The 18,683-nt window shown below is 70.6% G+C and carries 17 protein-coding genes; 10 read left to right on the top strand and 7 right to left on the bottom strand.

The window, feature by feature from the left end; genetic code table 11:
- The first annotated feature begins 173 nt into the window (after positions 1 to 173).
- The 4 genes from AB0C28_RS19485 to AB0C28_RS19470 all read left to right on the top strand — a co-directional run bounded on the left by AB0C28_RS19485 (position 174) and on the right by AB0C28_RS19470 (position 5,104).
- The gene (locus AB0C28_RS19485) at positions 174 to 1,829 is read left to right on the top strand and encodes an LCP family protein (protein ID WP_357847253.1); all 1,656 of its coding nucleotides are present in this window, start codon (positions 174 to 176) and stop codon (positions 1,827 to 1,829) included.
- A gap of 176 nt (positions 1,830 to 2,005) precedes the next feature.
- Positions 2,006 to 3,283: an acyltransferase family protein gene (locus AB0C28_RS19480; protein ID WP_357847256.1), complete on the top strand. Its 1,278-nt coding sequence runs from the start codon at positions 2,006 to 2,008 to the stop codon at positions 3,281 to 3,283.
- A 56-nt stretch (positions 3,284 to 3,339) separates the two neighbouring features.
- Positions 3,340 to 4,302 carry a glycosyltransferase gene (locus AB0C28_RS19475; protein WP_357847259.1) on the top strand — a complete coding sequence of 321 codons (963 nt, stop codon included), beginning with the start codon at positions 3,340 to 3,342 and terminating at the stop codon, positions 4,300 to 4,302.
- 88 nt (positions 4,303 to 4,390) lie between these two features.
- Entirely contained in the window at positions 4,391 to 5,104 is a 714-nt protein-coding gene (locus tag AB0C28_RS19470) for an acetoacetate decarboxylase family protein (protein WP_358076130.1), read from the top strand.
- Positions 5,105 to 5,122: 18 nt separating this feature from the next.
- Here the strand turns inward: AB0C28_RS19470 and AB0C28_RS19465 are convergent, their stop codons facing one another.
- The 6 genes from AB0C28_RS19465 to AB0C28_RS19440 form a co-directional block, all read right to left on the bottom strand.
- Positions 5,123 to 6,007, bottom strand: a complete 885-nt coding sequence (locus AB0C28_RS19465; protein ID WP_346102448.1) for a glycosyltransferase — start codon at positions 6,005 to 6,007, stop codon at positions 5,123 to 5,125.
- Between the two features lie 183 nt (positions 6,008 to 6,190).
- On the bottom strand, positions 6,191 to 6,958 hold the full coding sequence (locus tag AB0C28_RS19460) for a CDP-alcohol phosphatidyltransferase family protein (protein WP_357847265.1): 768 nt from the start codon (positions 6,956 to 6,958) through the stop codon (positions 6,191 to 6,193).
- Positions 6,936 to 7,976 carry an iron-containing alcohol dehydrogenase family protein gene (locus AB0C28_RS19455; protein WP_357847876.1) on the bottom strand — a complete coding sequence of 347 codons (1,041 nt, stop codon included), beginning with the start codon at positions 7,974 to 7,976 and terminating at the stop codon, positions 6,936 to 6,938. The genes AB0C28_RS19460 and AB0C28_RS19455 overlap by 23 nt, the downstream gene beginning before the upstream one ends.
- A gap of 28 nt (positions 7,977 to 8,004) precedes the next feature.
- Positions 8,005 to 8,739 (bottom strand): phosphocholine cytidylyltransferase family protein, encoded by a 735-nt coding sequence (locus tag AB0C28_RS19450; protein WP_357847268.1) that lies wholly within the window; start codon positions 8,737 to 8,739, stop codon positions 8,005 to 8,007.
- Between the two features lie 121 nt (positions 8,740 to 8,860).
- Positions 8,861 to 9,484: a DUF5941 domain-containing protein gene (locus tag AB0C28_RS19445; protein ID WP_357847271.1), complete on the bottom strand. Its 624-nt coding sequence runs from the start codon at positions 9,482 to 9,484 to the stop codon at positions 8,861 to 8,863.
- Positions 9,481 to 10,938 (bottom strand): CDP-alcohol phosphatidyltransferase family protein, encoded by a 1,458-nt coding sequence (locus AB0C28_RS19440; protein WP_346102440.1) that lies wholly within the window; start codon positions 10,936 to 10,938, stop codon positions 9,481 to 9,483. The genes AB0C28_RS19445 and AB0C28_RS19440 overlap by 4 nt, the downstream gene beginning before the upstream one ends.
- Before the next feature lie 72 nt (positions 10,939 to 11,010).
- Here AB0C28_RS19440 and AB0C28_RS19435 point away from each other — a divergent pair, with 72 nt between their 5' ends.
- Both AB0C28_RS19435 and AB0C28_RS19430 read left to right on the top strand, forming a co-directional pair.
- Positions 11,011 to 11,769: an IspD/TarI family cytidylyltransferase gene (locus AB0C28_RS19435; protein WP_358076127.1), complete on the top strand. Its 759-nt coding sequence runs from the start codon at positions 11,011 to 11,013 to the stop codon at positions 11,767 to 11,769.
- A 216-nt stretch (positions 11,770 to 11,985) separates the two neighbouring features.
- Positions 11,986 to 13,725 (top strand): CDP-glycerol glycerophosphotransferase family protein, encoded by a 1,740-nt coding sequence (locus AB0C28_RS19430; protein WP_357847280.1) that lies wholly within the window; start codon positions 11,986 to 11,988, stop codon positions 13,723 to 13,725.
- A 13-nt stretch (positions 13,726 to 13,738) separates the two neighbouring features.
- Here AB0C28_RS19430 and AB0C28_RS19425 read toward each other — a convergent pair whose 3' ends face one another.
- On the bottom strand, positions 13,739 to 14,797 hold the full coding sequence (locus tag AB0C28_RS19425; protein WP_358076124.1) for a glycosyltransferase family 2 protein: 1,059 nt from the start codon (positions 14,795 to 14,797) through the stop codon (positions 13,739 to 13,741).
- An 82-nt stretch (positions 14,798 to 14,879) separates the two neighbouring features.
- On the opposite strand from AB0C28_RS19425, the gene AB0C28_RS19420 reads away from it, so the two are divergent.
- The 4 genes from AB0C28_RS19420 to AB0C28_RS19405 all read left to right on the top strand — a co-directional run bounded on the left by AB0C28_RS19420 (position 14,880) and on the right by AB0C28_RS19405 (position 18,568).
- Positions 14,880 to 16,319: an LCP family protein gene (locus AB0C28_RS19420; protein ID WP_357847286.1), complete on the top strand. Its 1,440-nt coding sequence runs from the start codon at positions 14,880 to 14,882 to the stop codon at positions 16,317 to 16,319.
- A 34-nt stretch (positions 16,320 to 16,353) separates the two neighbouring features.
- Positions 16,354 to 16,701 carry an STAS domain-containing protein gene (locus AB0C28_RS19415; protein WP_357847289.1) on the top strand — a complete coding sequence of 116 codons (348 nt, stop codon included), beginning with the start codon at positions 16,354 to 16,356 and terminating at the stop codon, positions 16,699 to 16,701.
- A 200-nt stretch (positions 16,702 to 16,901) separates the two neighbouring features.
- Complete coding sequence (locus AB0C28_RS19410) at positions 16,902 to 17,732, top strand: GNAT family N-acetyltransferase (RefSeq protein WP_358076121.1); 831 nt, start codon at positions 16,902 to 16,904, stop codon at positions 17,730 to 17,732.
- On the top strand, positions 17,729 to 18,568 hold the full coding sequence (locus AB0C28_RS19405; protein WP_357847295.1) for an LLM class flavin-dependent oxidoreductase: 840 nt from the start codon (positions 17,729 to 17,731) through the stop codon (positions 18,566 to 18,568). Before AB0C28_RS19410 ends, AB0C28_RS19405 begins: the two co-directional genes overlap by 4 nt.
- Positions 18,569 to 18,683: the final 115 nt, after the last annotated feature.

Genomic DNA, 18,683 nt, shown 5'->3' with positions numbered 1-18,683 from the left:
TTGGCGATGATATTCCACCCAATGTCCGGCTCTGAGTATGCTGTGCCGCGGAAACATCACACCCGGGTCACGGGCCGTTCCGCACGATCGGGCACGTGGCACGCCGTACGTGACCTAGTCTCGTGGCGCGGAGCGACCAAGCCGGCGGCGCAAGGAGTGAGGCTAGGGGGCGTATGAGTGACTACAGAGGCGTGCCGCCGGTAGTCGATCCCGTGCACGATCGCCGAGGTGCGCCGACGCAGCCGGGCAGCCGGATGGCCCGCCGGGCGGCCGCCGCCGCGCCGCCACCCCCGCCGCCGCCGGACCCGCGGCCCTCACACGGGCACCGCTCGGGCGGCTCGGGCAACGGCCAGACCAAGATGCGCGTGCTGGCCTGGGTCAGCATCGGCCTGACCTCGGTGATGGTCGCGGGCACGCTGACTGCGTACACCCTCTACCGCGACGCCTTCGGCAACATCAACGAGAAGAGCGTCAAGGAAGACATCATCAACCCCCGCCCTCCCGACACGGGCGCGCTCAACGTGCTGCTCGTCGGCTCCGACACCCGGGCGGGCAAGGGCAACGCGCGCTACGGCCAGCAGCTGGCCCGCACGGCCGACGCCGGCGGCAAGCGCACCGACACGATCATCCTCATGCACATCTCCCCCGGCCGGGACAAGGCGCGGCTGATCAGCTTCCCGCGCGACTCCCTGGTACAGATCCCCAGGTGCAAGAACGAGGCCACCAAGCAGGAGATGGCGCCGCGCCGGGACATGATCAACTCGGCGTACAACTCGGGCGGCATCGCCTGCACGATCTCCACCATCGAGACGCTGACCGGCATCCGGGTCAACCACTTCGTCGAGGTCGACTTCAGCGGCTTCAAGAACATCGTGGACGCGCTCGGCGGCATAGAGATCTGCCTGAAGTCGGGCGTCAACGACAGGGCCTCCAAACTGGTGCTGCCGGCCGGCAAGAGCCTGCTCAACGGCGAGAAGGCGCTGGGCTACGTACGCCTGCGCAAATACGGCGACGGCAGCGACATCCAGCGCATCAAGCGGCAGCAGATCTTCCTGAGCAAGGTCGTGGCCAAGGCGACCAGCAGCGACCTGCTCACCGACGTGGGCCGGCTCAGAGACTTCATCGCGGCGGCGGCCGGCTCGGTCACCATGGACCCCGAGCTGGCCAACGACACCGAGCAGCTCATCCAGATCGCGATGAGCGCCAAGGAGATGACCGCCGGCGGCGTCAAGTTCACCACGGTGCCCTGGGGTCCCGCCCCCGACGATCCGAACCGGGTGGTCTGGAAGGAGCCGGACGCCACCGAGCTGTTCACCTCGATCAAGACCGACACCGAGCCCGTCCCCGCGCCGACCGCCACCGCGAGCGCCAAGCCCAAGGTCGCGATCAAGCCCGAGCAGGTGAAGGTCCAGGTGCTCAACGGCACCAAGACCGTGGGCAAGGCCCGCGAGGTCGCCGACGAACTGGCCAAGCAGGGCTTCAACGTCGTCGGACTGGGCAACTTCGAGGCGCCGGGCGGCGTGAGCCTGCCGAAGAGTGAGATCCACTACGCCAAGACGATCGAGACGGCGGCCGACCACGCCGTCGCGCTGGGCGCATCGGTGCTGCCCAAGCCTCAGGCCGCCTCGGGCAAGGTGGCGGCGACCAACGCGCAGCCGTACACCACCGCGAACCCCGCCACCACGGCGGGAGCCGGCCCGAAGAAGGGCACCCCGGTGATCCAGCTGGTGGTCGGCGAGGACTTCGAGTCGGTCAAGGTGACCAAGCTGCCCGACAGCGTCAACAACAGCACCATCACCGCCTCCGAGCAGAAGAACGTCTGCACCTGAGCCTCAAAGTTCCCTGTGTAACGGGACGATCTGGGCCGCTGCGTGAGACAGGACCCACGAGTGCGGGATAGTCTGTTTCGGGTCGGCGACGCAGCGCGACACGGAGCCGCAAGGGTGTTCCTGGTCGTGTTGCCGTCGTGTTCCCCGGACCCGAGCGAAGCTGAGCGACTCCCCTAGTGTCTGAGACCAGATCCTCCCGACCGGTCACGCCCCCGCGGAGCCCAGAGGAGGGCCCCGCAGACACGGGGGCCCGGTGGCCGCTTCCCGAGGAGACCTTCTGGAGCGAGGCCACCGACCCCCACGGAGTCGCCCCGGGCGAGCGCACCGCGCCGCAGGCGGCGGTGCCCCCGGTGCAGGCGAAAGCCCCCACCCAGGCCCCCGCCCAGGTCCAGGCCGCGGAGTCCGGCGCGAAGCGCCAGGAGCGGCCGGAGCCGCGTCCCCAGCCCGAGCAGCCGAAGCCGCGCAAGCGCGATCCGTTCCTCGACAACGTCAAGTTCATCCTGATCGCGCTGGTGCCGATCGGCCACTCGCTGGTGCCGACCCTGGCCGCCGACTCGGCCAGGGCGCTCTACATCTTCATCTACGTCTTCCACATGCCGCTGTTCGTGGTGATCAGCGGTTATCTGTCGCGCAACTTCTGGAACTCCAACGCGAAGACCAACAAACTGGTCGACACGTTCCTCGTCCCTTACGTGATCGTCGAGGTCGGCTACGCGGCGCTGCGCTTCTCCCTCGGGCAGAAGTGGAGCCTGACCATCATCGACCCTGCGTGGCTCAACTGGTATCTGCTGGCGCTGCTGTTCTGGCGCCTGTCCACCCCGGTGTGGAAGCGGATGAAATACCCGGTGCCGGTGGCCATCGCGATCTACCTGTTCGCCGGGTTCTCCCAGATCTCCGGCGACTTCAGCATGGACCGCTTCTTCGGCCTGCTGCCGTTCTTCGTCATCGGCCTGGTCCTGCAGCCCGAGCACTTCGAGCTGCTCAACCGCCGCTGGATCAAGATCGTCTCGGTCGTCACCGTGCTCTGCGCGGCGGGGGTGGCGATCTACATCGCGCCCATGGCCAAGCTCAGCCCGTTCTACTACAAGAACAGCTACCAGGACCTCGACCTGTCCTGGTACATGGGCCTCGGGGTGCGCATCGGGCTGCTCGTGTGCGCGCTGGCCATGTGCTTCGCCGTGCTGGCGCTGGTGCCCAGGCGCGAGACCTGGTACACCGACCTCGGCACCCGCACGCTCTACTGCTACCTGCTCCACGGCATCCCGGTGCTGATCGCCAAGGAGATGGGCTGGCTGGAGCTCCCGTGGCTGCACGGGCCGCTGGGCGTGCTGGCGATCAGCACGAGTTGCTTCGCGCTGGCCATCATCCTGTGCCTGCCGGAGACCCGTACGGTCTTCAAGTGGGTGCTTGAGCCCCGGCTGGTCTGGCTCTATCGCCGTCCCTCCCGAAGTTAAGCGACCGTTCCTTCCGCATTAACGCCTCCGACCTGGGAGGCGCGGAGCATCGACACATGCGCGCATGTGTCGCCACCACCGTCCATCATCCCGAGGACGCCCGGATCATGCACCGGCAGATCAGGGCGCTGCTCGACGCGGGCCACGAGGTGACCTACGTCGCTCCTTTCAGCTATTTCAACGTGACCCCCGCCATGGGGCTGACCGCGGTGGACGTGCCGCGCCAGGCTTCCTACGGCCGCGCCCGCAGCGCGCTCAGACGCGGCGTGCGGGACGCGGACCTGCTGCTCGTGCACGACCACCGGCTTCTGCGCGCGCTGCCCCACCGCCGTCCTCCGGTCGTCTGGGACGTTCGCGAGCAGGTCACCCCCAGGCAGCTGGCCCGCGCCGGGCGGCGGCACCGGCTGATCACGCCCGCCGAGGTCCCCGAGGCGACCCTGGTGGCCGCGAGCCCGCCGCCACCGGGTGACACCAGGGTCGTCCACCTCGGCCGCCTGTCCACGGAACGCGGCGTGACCGAGTTGATCGGGCTGGCCGAGCGGCTGATCCCGCACGGCATCAGGCTGGACCTGATCGGCGGTGCGGCCCGCGAGGTGCGGCCGCTGCTGCGGGACGCGCAGCGGGTCGGGCTGCTCGACTGGTTCGGGTACGTGCCCAACCGCCACGCCCTGCGCATGGCCGAGGGCGCGCTGGCCGGTCTGTCCCTGGCCGACGACACGGTCAGGGCGCTGCCCACCAAGATCATGGACTACATGGGCCGGGGGCTGCCCGTGATCACCACCCCGCAGGGCGCCTCTCTGGTCGAGGAGGCCGGCTGCGGGCTGGTGGTGCCGCTGAACGTGGACGCGGTGCTGAACGCCGTACTGGACCTGAAGGAGGACCCGGCGCGCCGGGCCGAGCTGGGCACGCTGGGGCACGCGCGGGCGCGGCTGCGCCACCACTGGCCGGACCACGCCGCCGCCTTCGTCCGCCGCGCCGAGTCCTGGGCCGGGATCCCGACGCACGCCCTCGCCGTGTGACCACTGCCTCCGCGGTCCACGGACATCGCACCTGGACGACACCGGGCCGGGAATGGCCACACGGGCCGCCGGTTGATGTACTGGGTCCATGGCATCGCATCTGATCCAAGGCCGGACGGTGGGCATGCCTGTGCGGGTGAGGGACGCCGAGGTGTGCAGCGCCTTCTACCCGGTGCGTGCCGACGCCGCCAGGGCGGTGATCGCGTACTCCGGCCTAGACGTGGCCGAGGTCCTGCCCGGCAAGGCCGTCTGCGTGCTCGTGTTCGTGGACTACCGCGACGGTGATCTCGACGCCTACCACGAGTTCGGCATGGCCTTCCTGGTCCGACCGCCCGGGCGATCGGGCCCCACGGGGCTCCGGGACCTGCGCCAGGCCGGGATCTTCGTGCACTGGCTGCCGGTGGACCAGCGGTTCACGCTGGAGGCCGGGCGGACGTTGTGGGGCTTTCCCAAGGAGCTGGCCGACATCGAGTTGCGGCTGGCCTCGCCGTACAAGAGGTGCATTCTGCGCAAGGACGGCCGGCTCGTGCTCGACATGCTGGTCAAGCCGGGCCTGCCCGTGCCGGCCGGCGGCGCCATGGCGCCGCTCGACGCCTACACGCACCGCGACGGCGTCACCCGGCGCGTCCCCTGGTCCGTACGCGCCCGCGGCGCGAAGATCCGCCCCGGCGGCGCGCTGATCCGCCTGGGCAACCACCCCATCGCCAAGGAGCTGAGCGAGCTGGGGCTGCCCAAGCGGGCGATGTTCAGCACCACCGTGACCCACGCCTCGATGGCGTTCGAGGACGCGACCACGACCTGACCCCGCGGGCGGCGGGGCTCAGACGATCGGCGGGCGGCCGAGCTTGACCATGCGCCACGCGGTCCGCCACGCCATCGGCCGGCGCTCGCCGGCGGGCGTGCGCAGGCCCTCGAAGAAGCCGGCGAACCACGCCTTGAGCGCCGCGGAGGCGCCGCGCTCGCGGATGACGGTCAGCACGACCCAGTTGGTCAGGTAGAGCAGCGCCAGCGGCCACGGCAGGTTGCGCCGGGCCAGCCAGACCCGGTTGCGCGCGTTGAGCCGGTGGAACTCGGCGTGTCGGGTCGGGGGCACCTGGGGGTGGTACATCACCGTCTCGGCGTCGTACTCGATCCGGTAGCCCTCGCCCAGCAGCCGCCAGGCCAGGTCGGTCTCCTCGTGAGCGTAGAAGAACCGCTCGGGAAGACCGCCCACCTGGAGGAAGGCCGAACGTCTGATCGCCGACGCGCCGCCCAGGAAGGTGGTCACCGGCGAGGAGCGCTGCGGGTCGCCCGAACGCAGCCGCGGGACGTGGCGGCGCTGGCCGATGCCGCCGTCAGGATCCATGATCCGGAAGGAGATCACCGCCAGGTCGGGCTCGGTGGCGAAACGGTCGCGCACGTGCGCGACGACCTTCTGGCTGGCGTACCAGCCGTCGTCGTCGAGAAAGAGCACGACGTCTCCCGAGCACTCCTCCACACCGCGATTACGGCCGGCGGGAATGCCCGTGTTCTGGTCGAGCCGGATCGTTTTCACGACCGCGGCCGACCCCTCGGGTGGCGTCGCCGACACCGCGGGCACGTCGGCGCCGTTGCCCACGATCACCACTTCGACGTCGCCGTCGACCTGGTTGAGCGCGGACTCGACCGCCCGGTTCAGCTCCGCGACCCGGTTGCCCATGGTGAGGATGACGCACGAGATCTTCAACGAATCATCGTCCTGACGCGTTGAGAGCACGAGCGGAGCATTCTTTCATGATCACCGAGTCTGCTGGGTTTGCATGGTCTGGATGGTGAAGCTAAGCGTATCGGAACCGGCAGTGAACCCCCACCGAACGGCGGACGTCCGATCAATACGACGGACGAGGGGCGCCTCCGGTTCCGACAGAGATCAAGCAAGTCTTCTCGATGCCATGATGCTGATCAGATGCAGAACGGTCTGCACCGCCGCGGCCAGCAGGCAGGCCACGACGAGCACGCGGGTGGCGGTGAGATTCCCCGCGAACACGTCGATGACCGCGGTCGCCAGCGCGAGCAGGGACAGCTCGATGGGCTGCATGATGCGGTGGAACCGCGTCGCCGCCAGCACCCGCCGGCCCAGCCCCAGCAGCCCCGACCTGAACTGCACCGCCGCCGCCTCGGTCGCGGCGCCCAGCCCGCCCTTGGCTCTGGCCACCTCCACCAGGTCGCTCTCCGCCTTGATCAGGATGGCGCCGAGCGCGGCGGCGAAGCCGAACACGGTGTACCAGTCGGGCAGCACCTCGGAGGCGCGCCAGCCCAGCCCGGCCAGCACGGCCGCCTCGGCGAAGTAGGCGCCGACCCGGTCGAGGTAGACGCCGGCCAACGAGGTCTTGCCCGTCCAGCGGGCCAGCTCGCCGTCCGAGCAGTCGAGCAGCAGGTAGACCTGGATCAGCAGGGCGGCGAGCACGGCCGCCCACAGCCCCGGCAGCGCCAGCACGAACCCGGCGGCCACGCCCGCGACCGTCATGATCCAGGTGAGCTGGTTGGGCGTGACCGAGGTCTTGGTCATCATCCAGGTCACGTAGATGGACAGGCGGCGCATGTAGAGGACGCCGGCCCAGTGTTCGCCGTTCCTGCGCTCCAGGTGGCCGGGAGGCTGCGCCACCTGCCGGAGCTCAGCTACCGAAGGCCCGGACATAGTCCCCCACCCGATCGCGGATCTCGGAGTCCTGCATGCGCAGGTGCTCCAGGATCGTGTAACGGCCGGGACGGGTGGCCGGGGCCAGCGCCACGACCTCGGCGAACTGCTCGGCGCTCAGCCCGATGTCACCGGGGACGACGGGCAGCTCGTGCTTGCGCAGGCAGCCGACGACCTGCTTGACGCGGGCGTCGTCCTCCCTGAGGAAGAAGCAGAAGGCGGCACCGATCCCGGCGAGCTCGCCGTGGTTGGAGGTGCCGGGAAAGAGCTGATCCACAGCATGAAGGATCTCATGGTCTCCGCCGCTCGCGGGCCGGGACGAGCCGGCCACGACCATCGACATGCCGGACAGGATCAGCGATTCGGCCAGCACTGTCAGGAACGCGTCGGACTCGATGGAGTCGGTGCGCCCGATGAGCGCCTCGGCGGCGGTGCGCGACATCGAGCAGGCCAGCCCGTCGATGGGCTCGCCGCGCTCGACGTTGCCGAGCTGCCAGTCCTCGATGGCCGACAGGTTGCTGACCACGTCGCCCACGCCCGCGCGCACCAGCGCCTGGGGCGCGTTGTGCACGAAGTCGAGGTCGACCAGGATGGCCAGCGGCATCGGCACGCCGAACGTGCCCTTGCCGCCCTCGTAGATCAGGGAGGCCGTGGGCGAACAGATGCCGTCGTGGGACAGGTTGGTGGCCACGGCCACCATCGGGATGCCGGCCAGCGACGCGGCGTATTTGGTGGCGTCGATCGTCTTGCCACCGCCGACGCCCACCACGACCTCGTAGGCGCCCTTGCGCAGGTCGGCGCCGAGCGAGACGGCCGCGTCGACCGACCCGTCGGCCACCCGGAACACCTCGGCCTCGCCCAGCGTGGGCGCGATCAGGCTCTCGATGTGGTCGCCCTGGCCGCGGCCGACGGCCACGGCCACCCGGCCGGAGGTGGCCACGCGGCTGTCGGCGAGCAGCGCGCCGAGCTCAGCCACCGCGCCCCGCCTGACGTCCATCGTCAGCGGCGCCGGCAACATCCTCGCGAGAAGCGGCATGCGCGCTCCCTCAGTAGCGAACGGCTATGGTGCGGGCCTTGGCCAGGTCGTCGTGGTTGTCCACCTCGACCCAGTCGACCTCGCCGATGGGCGCGGCGTTGATGGTCTCGCCGCGGTCGACCATCTCCTGGTAGCCGTCCTCGTAGTAGAGCTGGGGGTCGCGCTCGAACGTGGTCTTGAGCGCGTCGGCCAGCCGGTCGGCCGCGCCGGGCCTGATCAGGGTGGCCCCGATGTACTCGCCGTAGGCCTCGGCCGGGTCCATCAGCTTGGTGATGCGGCGCAGCGAGCCCTCGGGCGAGAGCGTCACCTTCATCTCCTCGTCGGCCAGCTTCTTGACGTCGTCGACGGCGAGCAGGACGTCGCTCGTCTCGGGGGCCGACAGCAGCGTCTTCTCGACCGAGACCGGGTGCACGGTGTCGCCGTTGACCAGGAGCACGCCCTGGGCGAAGTAGTCGCGGGCGCACCACAGGGAGTAGGCGTTGTTCCACTCCTCGGCCTTGTCGTTGTGCACGAGGGTGAGCTTGACGCCGTGCCGCTCCTCCAGGGCGTCCTTACGCTCGTGTACGGCCTGGGCCGCGTAACCGACGACGACCACGACCTCCCGCAGGCCCACCTCGGCGAGATTGCGCAGCGAGATGTCCATGATCGTGGTTTCGCCGTCGACCGGCACGAGCGCCTTGGGCAGCGTGTCGGTGTACGGCCGCAGGCGTCGTCCGGCTCCAGCGGCCAGAACCATTCCCAGCAACGTGCACTCCTCAGTCGAGCAGGTCTGTTCGGATTCGCGGAGCGTTACGCGGACGTCCGCGAGCGTCCCACCATAGGCCCAAAGAGTATTCGTCTTTGGACCCCGTGCGGGTAATCCGGCGTTAGTCTTGCGTTCCCGTATCGGCCGTTTCGGCCCCGGACACCGGGGCGGCGAGCCAGCAGGTCAGGCTCTCCCAGCCGAACAGGGCCCACAGATAGACCGCGAGCACCACATAGCCGCCGGTCAGCCACCCTGACAGGGCGGTCAGCGAGACCACCATCATCCGCCCGTCCCAGCCGAGCCCGAGGGCGGCCAGCCACGGCGGCGGGTAGACGCGCTGGCGCAGCCGGTAGACCAGATCGTAATGGTGGAAGGCGAGCGCGCCGAGCAGAAGGAAGATCAGTACGGGGTTCAGCCGGTGGGCGAAGCCGACCGCGGCGATGAAGGCGTACTCGACGAGGCGCAGGATCGGCGGCACGAGCCAGTCGAAGCGGCCGTCGTGCGGGTGGGTGCTGCCCGGCCCGGCCAGCAGCAGCGTCACGGCGGGCGCGAAGACGGCCAGCCCGTCGGAACCGGCCACGCCGATCAGCAGCAGCATGCCCGTGACGAACGTGCCGGCGATGACCGGAGGGAGCGGCGGGAGCTGCCCGGCCACGAGCAGGCCCATGGCGCGCGAGAGCGGCCCGTCGTCGCGGTAGGCGACGACGGCGCTGTTGGGTACGGGGGTCAGGTGAACCGTCGTCATCGTGCCGACCTCGCGATCCGTCCGGCGAGCTGATAGAGGGCCGCGACGCCGCCCCAGCAGAGCAGGGACAGGAACGTGACGCGCGCGTTCCAGCCGGCGGCGGTGACGGCGATCAGCGCCATGCGCTCCCCGATGGGCAGGACGACGATCTTCTTCAGCCAGCGCGCGACCGTGCCGCGTTCGAGTCTCTGGGCGAGCTTCAGCACGCCGCCGTGGTCGCGGCGGACGTCGTGCGACTCCATCAGGGAGCGCGCGGGCCTGCCCCACATGGCGCCGACCTTGGCCGCGTCGGCGAGGGCTCCCGCGTACGTGGCGTCGATGGCGTGCCTGACGACCTGGAGGATCATGGCGCCCACGGCCAGCGGCCAGATGCCGGGACCGGCGAAGCCGAAGGCCAGGCCGACGTAGACGACGTATTCCTTGAGCCGGTCGGACATGCCGTCGGCCCACGCGCCGAGCGGGGAGAACGTGCGGGTGTAGCGGGCGAGCTGCCCGTCGAGGCAGTCGAGCGCGAACGACAGGTAGAGCAGCACCGCGCCGGCCAGCCGCCCGCCCTGCGTGCCGGCGGAGAACCAGACGGCCGCGAGCAGGGCCAGCCCGGCCGAGACGCCGGTGACGGTGTTGGGCGCGAGCTTGAGCCGCACCGCCGGTCTGACCAGGTGGCGGGTCCAGGACGAGACCAGGAACGTGGCGAGGAAGCCGTCGTCGTCCTTGACGGACGTGTCGAGCCTGACCTGCTCCTCGTCCACCTCCGACAGCCTGACGACGGCCGCGTCGGCGGCGTTCTGGCCGCTCACCCGCTCGGCGTGCAGCGGCCCGATCGCCGCGGCGCGCACGCCGACGCCCGACCTGACCAGGCCGACCAGCAGCAGATCGACGGCCTCGACCGCGGTGACGGGGCCGAGCTTGCCCGCCTCGGACAGCTCGGCCAGCTCTTCCGCGATGTCGGCGAGCGAGGTCAGGTCGGCCTCGCCGGCCTGGAGCACGCCTCTGAACGTGGCGTTGGCCTCCGGCACGAGGTGGAACGAGCTGCCCGCCGCGACGACCTTGCCGCCCTCGACGCGTACGGGAGGCCGCAGCGGCGAGGTGACCACGTCGTGGGCGATCAGCGCGGCGGTGTCGCGGGAGGGGTGTTCGAGCAGCAGCGCGAGCGCCTCGGTGTGGGCCACCAGGTCGGCGGGGAGCACGGCCACCGTGCCGGTGGTGGTGCGCGCGATCTTGGCGACGCCGCGCAGGTCGGCCCCGAGGCCGCCGCCGGCGCTCACCACCAGGACGTCGCGGACGGGCAGCACGGCGAGCTGGTCGTGGAGGCGGTCGAGCAGGGTGCCGTCACCGCTGGAGAGCCTGCACGCGGGCGTGGTGGCGAGCAGCACGGCCGACGTGGTCGTGCCCCCGCGGATCAGTGAGTCGGGCAAAGCGCAGATCTCCTCCCGGCCGGGGTGGAGTGCGGTCACTTGGGGGTGCGTAGACACAGCGTAGCGACAGGTCACCGCGATATCACGGACCAGCGGCACTACGCTGCCGGTATGGATTCACCGCTGCGGTCGGTTGGAGTGCTCCTCGCGGGCGGCGTGGGGCAGCGGGTCGGGCTCAGCACGCCCAAGCAGCTCATCGAGGTCGCGGGCCGGACGATCATCGAGCATTCGCTGGCCGTCTTCGAGGACGCGCCGGAGATCGACGAGGTCGTGGTGCTGATGACGCCCGGATACGCCGGCCGGGTCAGGGAGATCGTCGCCGCGGGCGGATACCGCAAGGTCAGCAAGGTCGTGGACGGCGGCGCGAGCCGGACGGAGAGCACGTGGCGGGCGCTGGCCGCGCTCGGCGCGGCGGAGTGCAACGTGCTGCTGCACGACGCCGTACGCCCGCTCCTGGAGCCCCGGATCATCACGGAGTGTGTCAAGGCGCTGGAGACCCACGAGGCCGTCAACGTGGCGATCCCGAGCTCCGACACCGTCTTCGTGGCGGTTCCAGGGCCGGACGGCGGCGAGGTGATCGGCGAGGTGCTGGACCGGGCGCGGCTGCGGCGCAGCCAGACTCCGCAGTGCTTCCGGCTCTCGGTGATCCGCGAAGCCTATGAGCGGGCGATGGCCGACCCCGGCTTCGGCGACCTGCCCGCCACCGACGACTGCGGCGTGGTGCTGCGTTACCTGCCCGAGGTGCCGATCCACCTGGTGGCGGGCAGCGAGCACAACATCAAGGTCACCCATCCCGCCGACCTGCACATCGCGGAGCTGCTCTTCGGCCTGCGGCGAGCGGCGAGCGAGTCGCCGGGGCCGGCCAACTGAGCGCGCTCGACGTGGCCGCGCCGACCAGGGCGCCGGCCCGCGAGTGGCCGCTGACGGCATCAGGGTCGGCATCAGGGTCAACTGCGTCAATACCGGCGCCTCTCCCCTCCTCGGCTCGCAGACCTCGCTGGACATCCTCATCTCCGACCTATCAGGGCAAGTCATAGACGTGCGCGTGGACGGCTCTTGACCTGAGCATTGTTACCGTGCGATCACATGAGGAGACTCATCGTGATCGCGGCCCTGCTCGGCTGCTACCCCGCGCTCCTGGTGACGGCTCTGTGGCCGGCTCCGCTGCTGTTCGGCGCGGTGGCCGTGGCCTCGTACGCCGTCGAGTGCGTCGCACCGCGCGCCGCCCGCCCGCTGCCCGACCTGCTCGGCAAGGTGCACCTCGGGATCACGCTGCGCTTCGCGGTGCGCGAGACGCTGGCGCTGCTGCTGGTGGCGCGGACGGCGGGGGCCGACTCGCCGTGGTTCGTGGCGCTCGCGGCCGGCGTGCTCGCCCTGCACGCCGTACGGGCCCTGCACACGGGCCTGGCGATGCGGTTGCGGCAGATGCTCAGCCGCATGCCGGTGACCACCCGCAACATCGACGTCTCCGCGCTGCGCATCCCCAAGATGCCGCCCAGGCGGCTGCGTGACGCGCGCAGCGTGCCGTTCCTCTACCTGGACGCTCTTCCGGTGCTGGGCGCGGTCCACGGGGCCGTGCTCGCCACCCTGGGGGCCGGGGTGGCGCTCGTGGCCGGTCTCGTGGCGGCGCTCGCGCTCATCCCGTACGTGCGCCGCGCCCTGCCCCTCACCGACCGCGCCAACGTGCTGCGGGTGGTCGGCGAGCAGGTCGAGCGGTACGCCCCCGAGATCATCCTGTACTTCTCCGGCGCCACCGCCGCCGCCTACCAGGCCAGGATGTGGCTGCCCACGCTGGAGCGGCTCGACCGGCGGGCCATCGTCGTGCTGCGCGAGCGCGGCATGGCCGCGCATCTCGAAGGCACCAGCCTGCCGATGGTGTGCATCCCGTCGTCGGCCGACCTGATGAGCTTCCGCGCGCTGGCCGGGGCCCGGCTCTGCCTGTACGTCGCCAACGTCGGCAGAAATGTGCACATGCTGCGCATCCCCACCCTGCGCAGCGCGTTCCTCAACCACGGCGACAGCGACAAGGAGGCCTCGTTCAACCCGTTCTCACGGGTGTACGACGAGGTGTGGGTGGCCGGGCCCGCGGGCCGCGACCGCTACCGCAAGGCCAAGGTGGGCGTCAGGGACGAGAACATCCACGAGGTCGGCAGGCCGCAGCTTGAGGGCATCTCGACGGAGGGGCCCGGGCTGCCGTACCGAACCGTGCTCTACGCCCCCACCTGGGAGGGCTGGAACGACGACCTGTTCCACACCTCGCTGATCACCATGGGCCCGCGCATCGTGCGGGCGCTGCTCGACCACCGGTCGCCGCTGCGCGTGATCTACAAGCCCCACCCGCTGACCGGCCACCGCGACAAGAGCGCCACCCGGGCGCACAGGAAGATCGTGGCCATGATCGAGGCGGCCGAGCTGGCCAAGTCGAAGGCCCGGCATCCCTCGCACGGGAGCGGGGAGGAGGAGCAGCGGATCAGGCATCTGATCGTGGACGGGCCCGAGCCGCACCTCTACGACTGCTTCAACGAGTGCGACCTGCTGATCAGCGACATCTCCAGCGTGGTGGCCGACTTCCTGGCCAGCGAGAAGCCGTACGCGGTGACGAACGTGGCCGGGCTGCCCGAGAGCGCCTTCCACGAGCGTTACCCCAGCGCCGAGGCGGGGGTGTTGCTCGGCGAGGACCTGTCGAACCTCGCCGAGTTCTTGGACGGGGATGACACCCTGGCCGGGGCCAGGGTCAAGCTCAGGAGCCGGCTCTTCGGCCCGGAGTATCCGGACGCGCTGACCCGCTTCAACGCCGCCGTCGAGCGGGTCTTCGCCGGCTCATGACTCGGCTGAGTGGCTACTCGCCGAAGCGCGGCGCCGGCTGCTCCCTCCCGACCGGCTGCCCCGGCGGGCGGGCCAGCCTTCTCGGGCTGGTCAGGAAGCCCCAGCCCCAGGAGCAGTGCATGGTCGCGTACACGAGCGGCAGCCGCAGCTTCGCCGCCCCTGACAGCCCGCTGCCGGTCACCGCCGAGCCGGCCACGATGGCCAGCGCGTAGCCGCCGGGGACGATCAGCGCGAGCGGGAAGAACGGCGAGACGAGCAACCCGAGCAGCATCGCCAGCACCGCTGCGGGCGGCGCCAGGTAGCGCAGGTTGATCGTGCCCTCGTGCGTGCGCGAGACCACGCGGCGCCAGCGGCCGTAGTGGAAGTACTGCTTGGCCAGCGCCTTCGCGTCGGGCCTCGGCCGGTAGGAGACCCGCATGCGCGGCTGGAACCACACCAGGCCGCCGGTCTGGCGGATGCGGTGGTTCATCTCCCAGTCCTGGGCCCGCTGGAAGTGCTCGTCGTAGCCGCCGACCCTGGCGAGGGCGGAGCGGCGGAAGACGCCGAGGTAGACGGTGTCGGCGGGGCCCGCCGTGCCGCCCACGTGGAAGGCGGCGGCGCCCACGCCGATCTTGGACGTCATGGCGCAGGCGACGGCCTGCTCGAAGGGGGTGATCCCCTCGGCCGCCATGACGCCGCCGACGTTGTCGGCGCCGGTCTCCGCCAGCGTCTCGACGGCGACGCGCAGGTAGTCGGAGGGCAGCATGGCGTGCCCGTCGACCCTGGCGACGATGTCGTTACGCGAGGCGGCGATGGCCGCGTTGAGCGCGTTGGGGGTGCGGCCCGTCGGGTTGGGCACCACCGTCACCCGTCTGTCGGCCGCCGCGATGGCGTCGGCGACCTCCTGGGTGCGGTCCTGGGACGGACCCACGGCGAGGACGACCTCGATCTCGCCTGGGTATTGCTGGGCGAGGACCTGATCGACGGCCTCGCGGAGGTGCCGCTCCTCATTGAGGACCGGCATGATGACGGAGATGGGGGGCCAGCCGCGCGTCTCCGCGGGCGCGTGCGGCGAGTCGGGGAACTGCTTCATGGCGGGGCTCACGCTACTGTACGACCAGGGGAGGAGGGCAATCGAAGGCCCCGATCCACCGGGGTGACAAAAGGGGGACGGCATGCGCGACCCGGGCGAGGAGGACGGCGGTGTGCTCGTGGGCGGCGACGCCTACGGAGGCGTCAAGCTGACACCCGTCCGCACCCGGAGGCCGCGCAGGAGCGCCAGGGCCCGCCGCCGCAACGTCGTGCTGGCCGGTCTGCTGTCCACGGGCGTGCTGGTCACCACGGGTGTGGTGTGGGCGACCCCGCGCCAGATCGGCACGGTGGACGCCGGGGTGACCGCGCCCTCGTCCTCGGGCGCCGAGAACATCCTGATGGTCGGCGTCGACAAGCGCGACGACCTCACCCGCCAGCAGCAGAACCGGCTCAAGCTCGGCCGCGAGGCCGGCCAGCGCACCGACACCATGATGGTCATCCACCTGTCGGAGGACCACAGGAAGGTGACCGTGGTCAGCCTGCCGCGCGACACCTGGACCACGGTTCCGGGCAAGGGCGACCACAAGATCAACTCGGCGTACCAGTTCGGCGGACCCAAGCTGGCCAAGCAGACCGTCGAGGCGGTCACCGGGCTGCAGATCAACCGCTACATCGAGGTCAACATCCTGGGCTTCATCGACGTGGTCGACTCACTCGGCGGGGTCACCGTCTGCACGCCCGTGCCGATCAACGACACCAAGATCGCGCTCAACCTGCCGGCCGGCACCCACCAGCTCGACGGCGTGCAGGCGCTCGGCTACGCCCGCACCCGCGCCACCGCCCGCTCCGACCTCGACCGCATCGACCGGCAGCAGCAGGTCATCTCGGCGCTGCTCAACCGGGCGCTCAGCGCCGACACGCTGGCCAATCCGGCCAAGCTGGCCTCGTTCGTCAACTCGACGCTCAGCACGGTCAAGGTCGACCCCGACGACGGGCTGATCGGTCTTGCCACGCAGATGCGCGACGTCGCGCTCGACGACGTGACGTTCGCCGAGGTGCCGCTGTCCGACGTCGACTTCAAGACGCCCACCGGCGAGTCGGCGGTGCTGTGGGACAAGCAGGCGGCCCGCGAGATGTTCGCCGCGATCGACGCCGACCGCGACCCGGCCAAGCCCACGCCGAGCGCCGCCCCGACGCCGTCGGCCAAGCCGTCCGCGATCCCGCCCGGGGAGATCTCGCTCAAGGTCAAGAACGGCACGCTCATCACCGGCCTGGCGGCGCGCGCCAAGACGGCGCTGGTCGCGTACGGGTTCAAGGTGCCCGGCGATCCTGGCAACACCACCAAGAAGGACTACAAGAAGACCATCGTCCGCCACGGCGAGGGTCAGGAGGCGGCGGCGAAGGTCGTGGCGGCCGCCATTCCCGGGGCGGAGATCCGCAAGACCGGCACCGAGGGCATCGAGGTCATCCTGGGCAGCGACCAGCTCAAGATCAAGCAACCGAAGGCGAATGCCACGCCATCCGCGAAGCCCGGCGTTACACCAACCACCAAAACGGCAATGGACAACATATGTAAGAAATAGGCATATCTTTCTGGGCTCAGGGCAGGTGAGGCCAATGGTGGTCAGGTGTTGGCGGGAGGGCCCCTTCACGGTGGTCCGTGTCGTGGGCGACCTGGACGTCGCGGGCGCGCCCCGGCTCCGGGCCGAGCTGGAACAGGCGCTCGGCGCTCCTGCTCCCCTCAACCTGATCGTGGACCTCACCGAGGTGCCGTTCTGCGACTCGGTGGGCCTGGGGGTGCTCGTGGCGACGCTCAACCAGGTCCAGCGCCTGCGGGGGCGGATGGTGCTGGTGGTCGGGCCGGGGATGATCCGGCATCTGCTGACGATCACGAACCTCGACCGGCATTTCGCGACCAGCGGATCCCTCGACGAGGCCCGTACGGCGCTGGGCACCGCCGCCTGAACGCCCTCCCCGAACGCCCTCCCCGAACCCGGTCCGGGACCGGCTCCGCCCGGCTTTGCGGTGGAGGCTCGTGAGAACGTGATCTCCGCTTGATCGCGTGGACGTATGCGAGAACATGATGGTCATGTCATCGCGGGCGCATCTCCTCCCGACGTATCAGGCGTCGCGGGAGAGCCCTCTCACATGCGGAGGCTTCCACGTTGTTCGACGAGTTCCCCGAGCCCGCGCGCTCCCAGCTCAGGACCGCCCATGACGAGGGCAGGACCCGGCCTGAGTGGTGCTTCGCGGAAGGGCGGGCGCGCCTGGCCTACTGGGCGCCCTTCACCGGCTCCGAGCCGGCGATCGTCTGGCAGTTCGACCCGGGACCCGACCCTCTCGCCGCCGCCGGCCTGCTGCGCCGCAGCCTGGACGCGATGGGGCTGACCAAGATCATTCATGACATCCCGCTCAAGCCCGGGCTCACCCCTGTCGTCGATCGCGCCGTCGAGCACGAAGCACTCATGGAGGCCGGATTCACCATGGAGGTGGAGCGGCTGCTGCTGGAGTGGGTGGCGGGCAGCGACGTCCCCGGCGATCCGGGGCGGCTGACCTACCGACCCGCGCGCCGCATGGACCCCGACGAGGTGATCGACATCCTCGTACGCGTCTCCGAGGGCTCGCTCGACCACGACACCCGGGTCGAGGTGGCCACGTCGGGCGCGGAGAAGGAGGCCCGATGGATGTACGACGACCTGATGAACCGCAAGGCCAAGCCCGGCTGGTTCGTCATCGGCCACCTGGGTGACGCCCCCGTCGGCCTGGTGGCCCCCGACGACCACTCGATCGCCTACATCGGCGTGCTGCCCGAGCACCGCGGCCACGGCTACGTGAACGACCTGCTCGCCCACGGCACCCGTACCCTCGCCGAGGCCGGCCTGCGGCGCATCGTCGCGGCCACCGATGTCGCGAACGTCCCGACCGCCAACGCCTTCCTGCGTGCCGGATACTCGGAGACCGGCCGTCTCTACCGCTATTACTGGAGGGCACCGTGAGACTCGGAGTCATGTTCGACCGCGACCTGCCGCCCGAGCAGCTCGTCCCGTTCGCCAAGACGCTCGACGAGACGTCCGTGGACGATCTCTGGGTGGTCGAGGACCTGGGCTGGACCGGCGGCGTCTCGTCCGCCGCGACGGCGCTCGCCGTCACCTCCCGGCTGCGGGTGGGCATCGGCATCACCCCCGCGCCGCTGCGCAACCCCATGCTGCTGGCGATGGAGCTGGCCAACCTGGCCCGCCTCCACCCCGGCCGGCTGGCCGCCGGCATCGGACACGGCGTGGGCGCCTGGATGGAGCAGGTGGGCGCCGCCGTCCCGTCGCCGCTGGCCCTCCTGGAGGAGACGATCACGTCCGTACGCGCGTTGCTGCGCGGCGAGAGCGTGACCCTCGACGGGAAGTCGGTCCATCTGGACGGCGTCACGCTGGTGCACAAGCCCGCCGTGCCGCCGCCCGTGCTGGCCGGGGTCAAGGGGCCGCGCTCGCTGGCGCTGTCCGGCCGGGTGGCCCAGGGCACGATCCTGCCCGAGGGCGTCGGCCCCGACCAGTTGCCCGGGGTCGTCGAACGGATCGGCGCGACCGAGGAGCACGAGCTGGTCGTCTTCGCCTACCTGCGCGGGACCGCCGAACTGGACGAGGCCGCGCAATCGCTGCTGAACGGGCAGGCGGAGTTCCTGGGGGTGGCGCCCGAGGACGTGGCGATGGCGTCCGGGGCGGCCGAGGAGGCCGCGGAGTGGGTCAAGAGCCTGTGGGCGGCGGGGGCGGACACGGTGGTGCTCCGCCCGGTCGGCGCCGACCCACTCGGCCAGGTGCGAACCCTGCTGGCGGCCCTGTAAGCGACTGAAGCCCCAGCCGAACGGATCTCGGACCGGCCGAACGGATCTCGGACCGGCCGAACGGATGAGGGAGCCGGGGGCGGTTCGGCCGGATGGCCGATGGGGGCGGGAGTGG

Origin of the sequence: Nonomuraea sp. NPDC048892 (assembly GCF_040649735.1) — a bacterium.
GTDB classification, from domain to species: Bacteria; Actinomycetota; Actinomycetes; order Streptosporangiales; family Streptosporangiaceae; genus Nonomuraea; species Nonomuraea maheshkhaliensis.
This window is presented reverse-complemented; position numbering and strand designations above follow the sequence as displayed.

Excerpts from the sequence above, each read along its gene's own strand:
- AB0C28_RS19415 (WP_357847289.1), top strand. The coding sequence starts at position 16,354 with ATGGTGGTCAGGTGTTGGCGGGAGGGCCCCTTCACGGTGGTCCGTGTC.
- AB0C28_RS19425 (WP_358076124.1), bottom strand. The coding sequence starts at position 14,797 with ATGAAGCAGTTCCCCGACTCGCCGCACGCGCCCGCGGAGACGCGCGGC.
- AB0C28_RS19445 (WP_357847271.1), bottom strand. The coding sequence starts at position 9,484 with ATGACGACGGTTCACCTGACCCCCGTACCCAACAGCGCCGTCGTCGCC.
- AB0C28_RS19430 (WP_357847280.1), top strand. The coding sequence starts at position 11,986 with ATGAGGAGACTCATCGTGATCGCGGCCCTGCTCGGCTGCTACCCCGCG.
- AB0C28_RS19470 (WP_358076130.1), top strand. The coding sequence starts at position 4,391 with ATGGCATCGCATCTGATCCAAGGCCGGACGGTGGGCATGCCTGTGCGG.
- AB0C28_RS19475 (WP_357847259.1), top strand. The coding sequence starts at position 3,340 with ATGCGCGCATGTGTCGCCACCACCGTCCATCATCCCGAGGACGCCCGG.
- AB0C28_RS19435 (WP_358076127.1), top strand. The coding sequence starts at position 11,011 with ATGGATTCACCGCTGCGGTCGGTTGGAGTGCTCCTCGCGGGCGGCGTG.
- AB0C28_RS19460 (WP_357847265.1), bottom strand. The coding sequence starts at position 6,958 with ATGTCCGGGCCTTCGGTAGCTGAGCTCCGGCAGGTGGCGCAGCCTCCC.
- AB0C28_RS19420 (WP_357847286.1), top strand. The coding sequence starts at position 14,880 with ATGCGCGACCCGGGCGAGGAGGACGGCGGTGTGCTCGTGGGCGGCGAC.
- AB0C28_RS19485 (WP_357847253.1), top strand. The coding sequence starts at position 174 with ATGAGTGACTACAGAGGCGTGCCGCCGGTAGTCGATCCCGTGCACGAT.
- AB0C28_RS19455 (WP_357847876.1), bottom strand. The coding sequence starts at position 7,976 with ATGTTGCCGGCGCCGCTGACGATGGACGTCAGGCGGGGCGCGGTGGCT.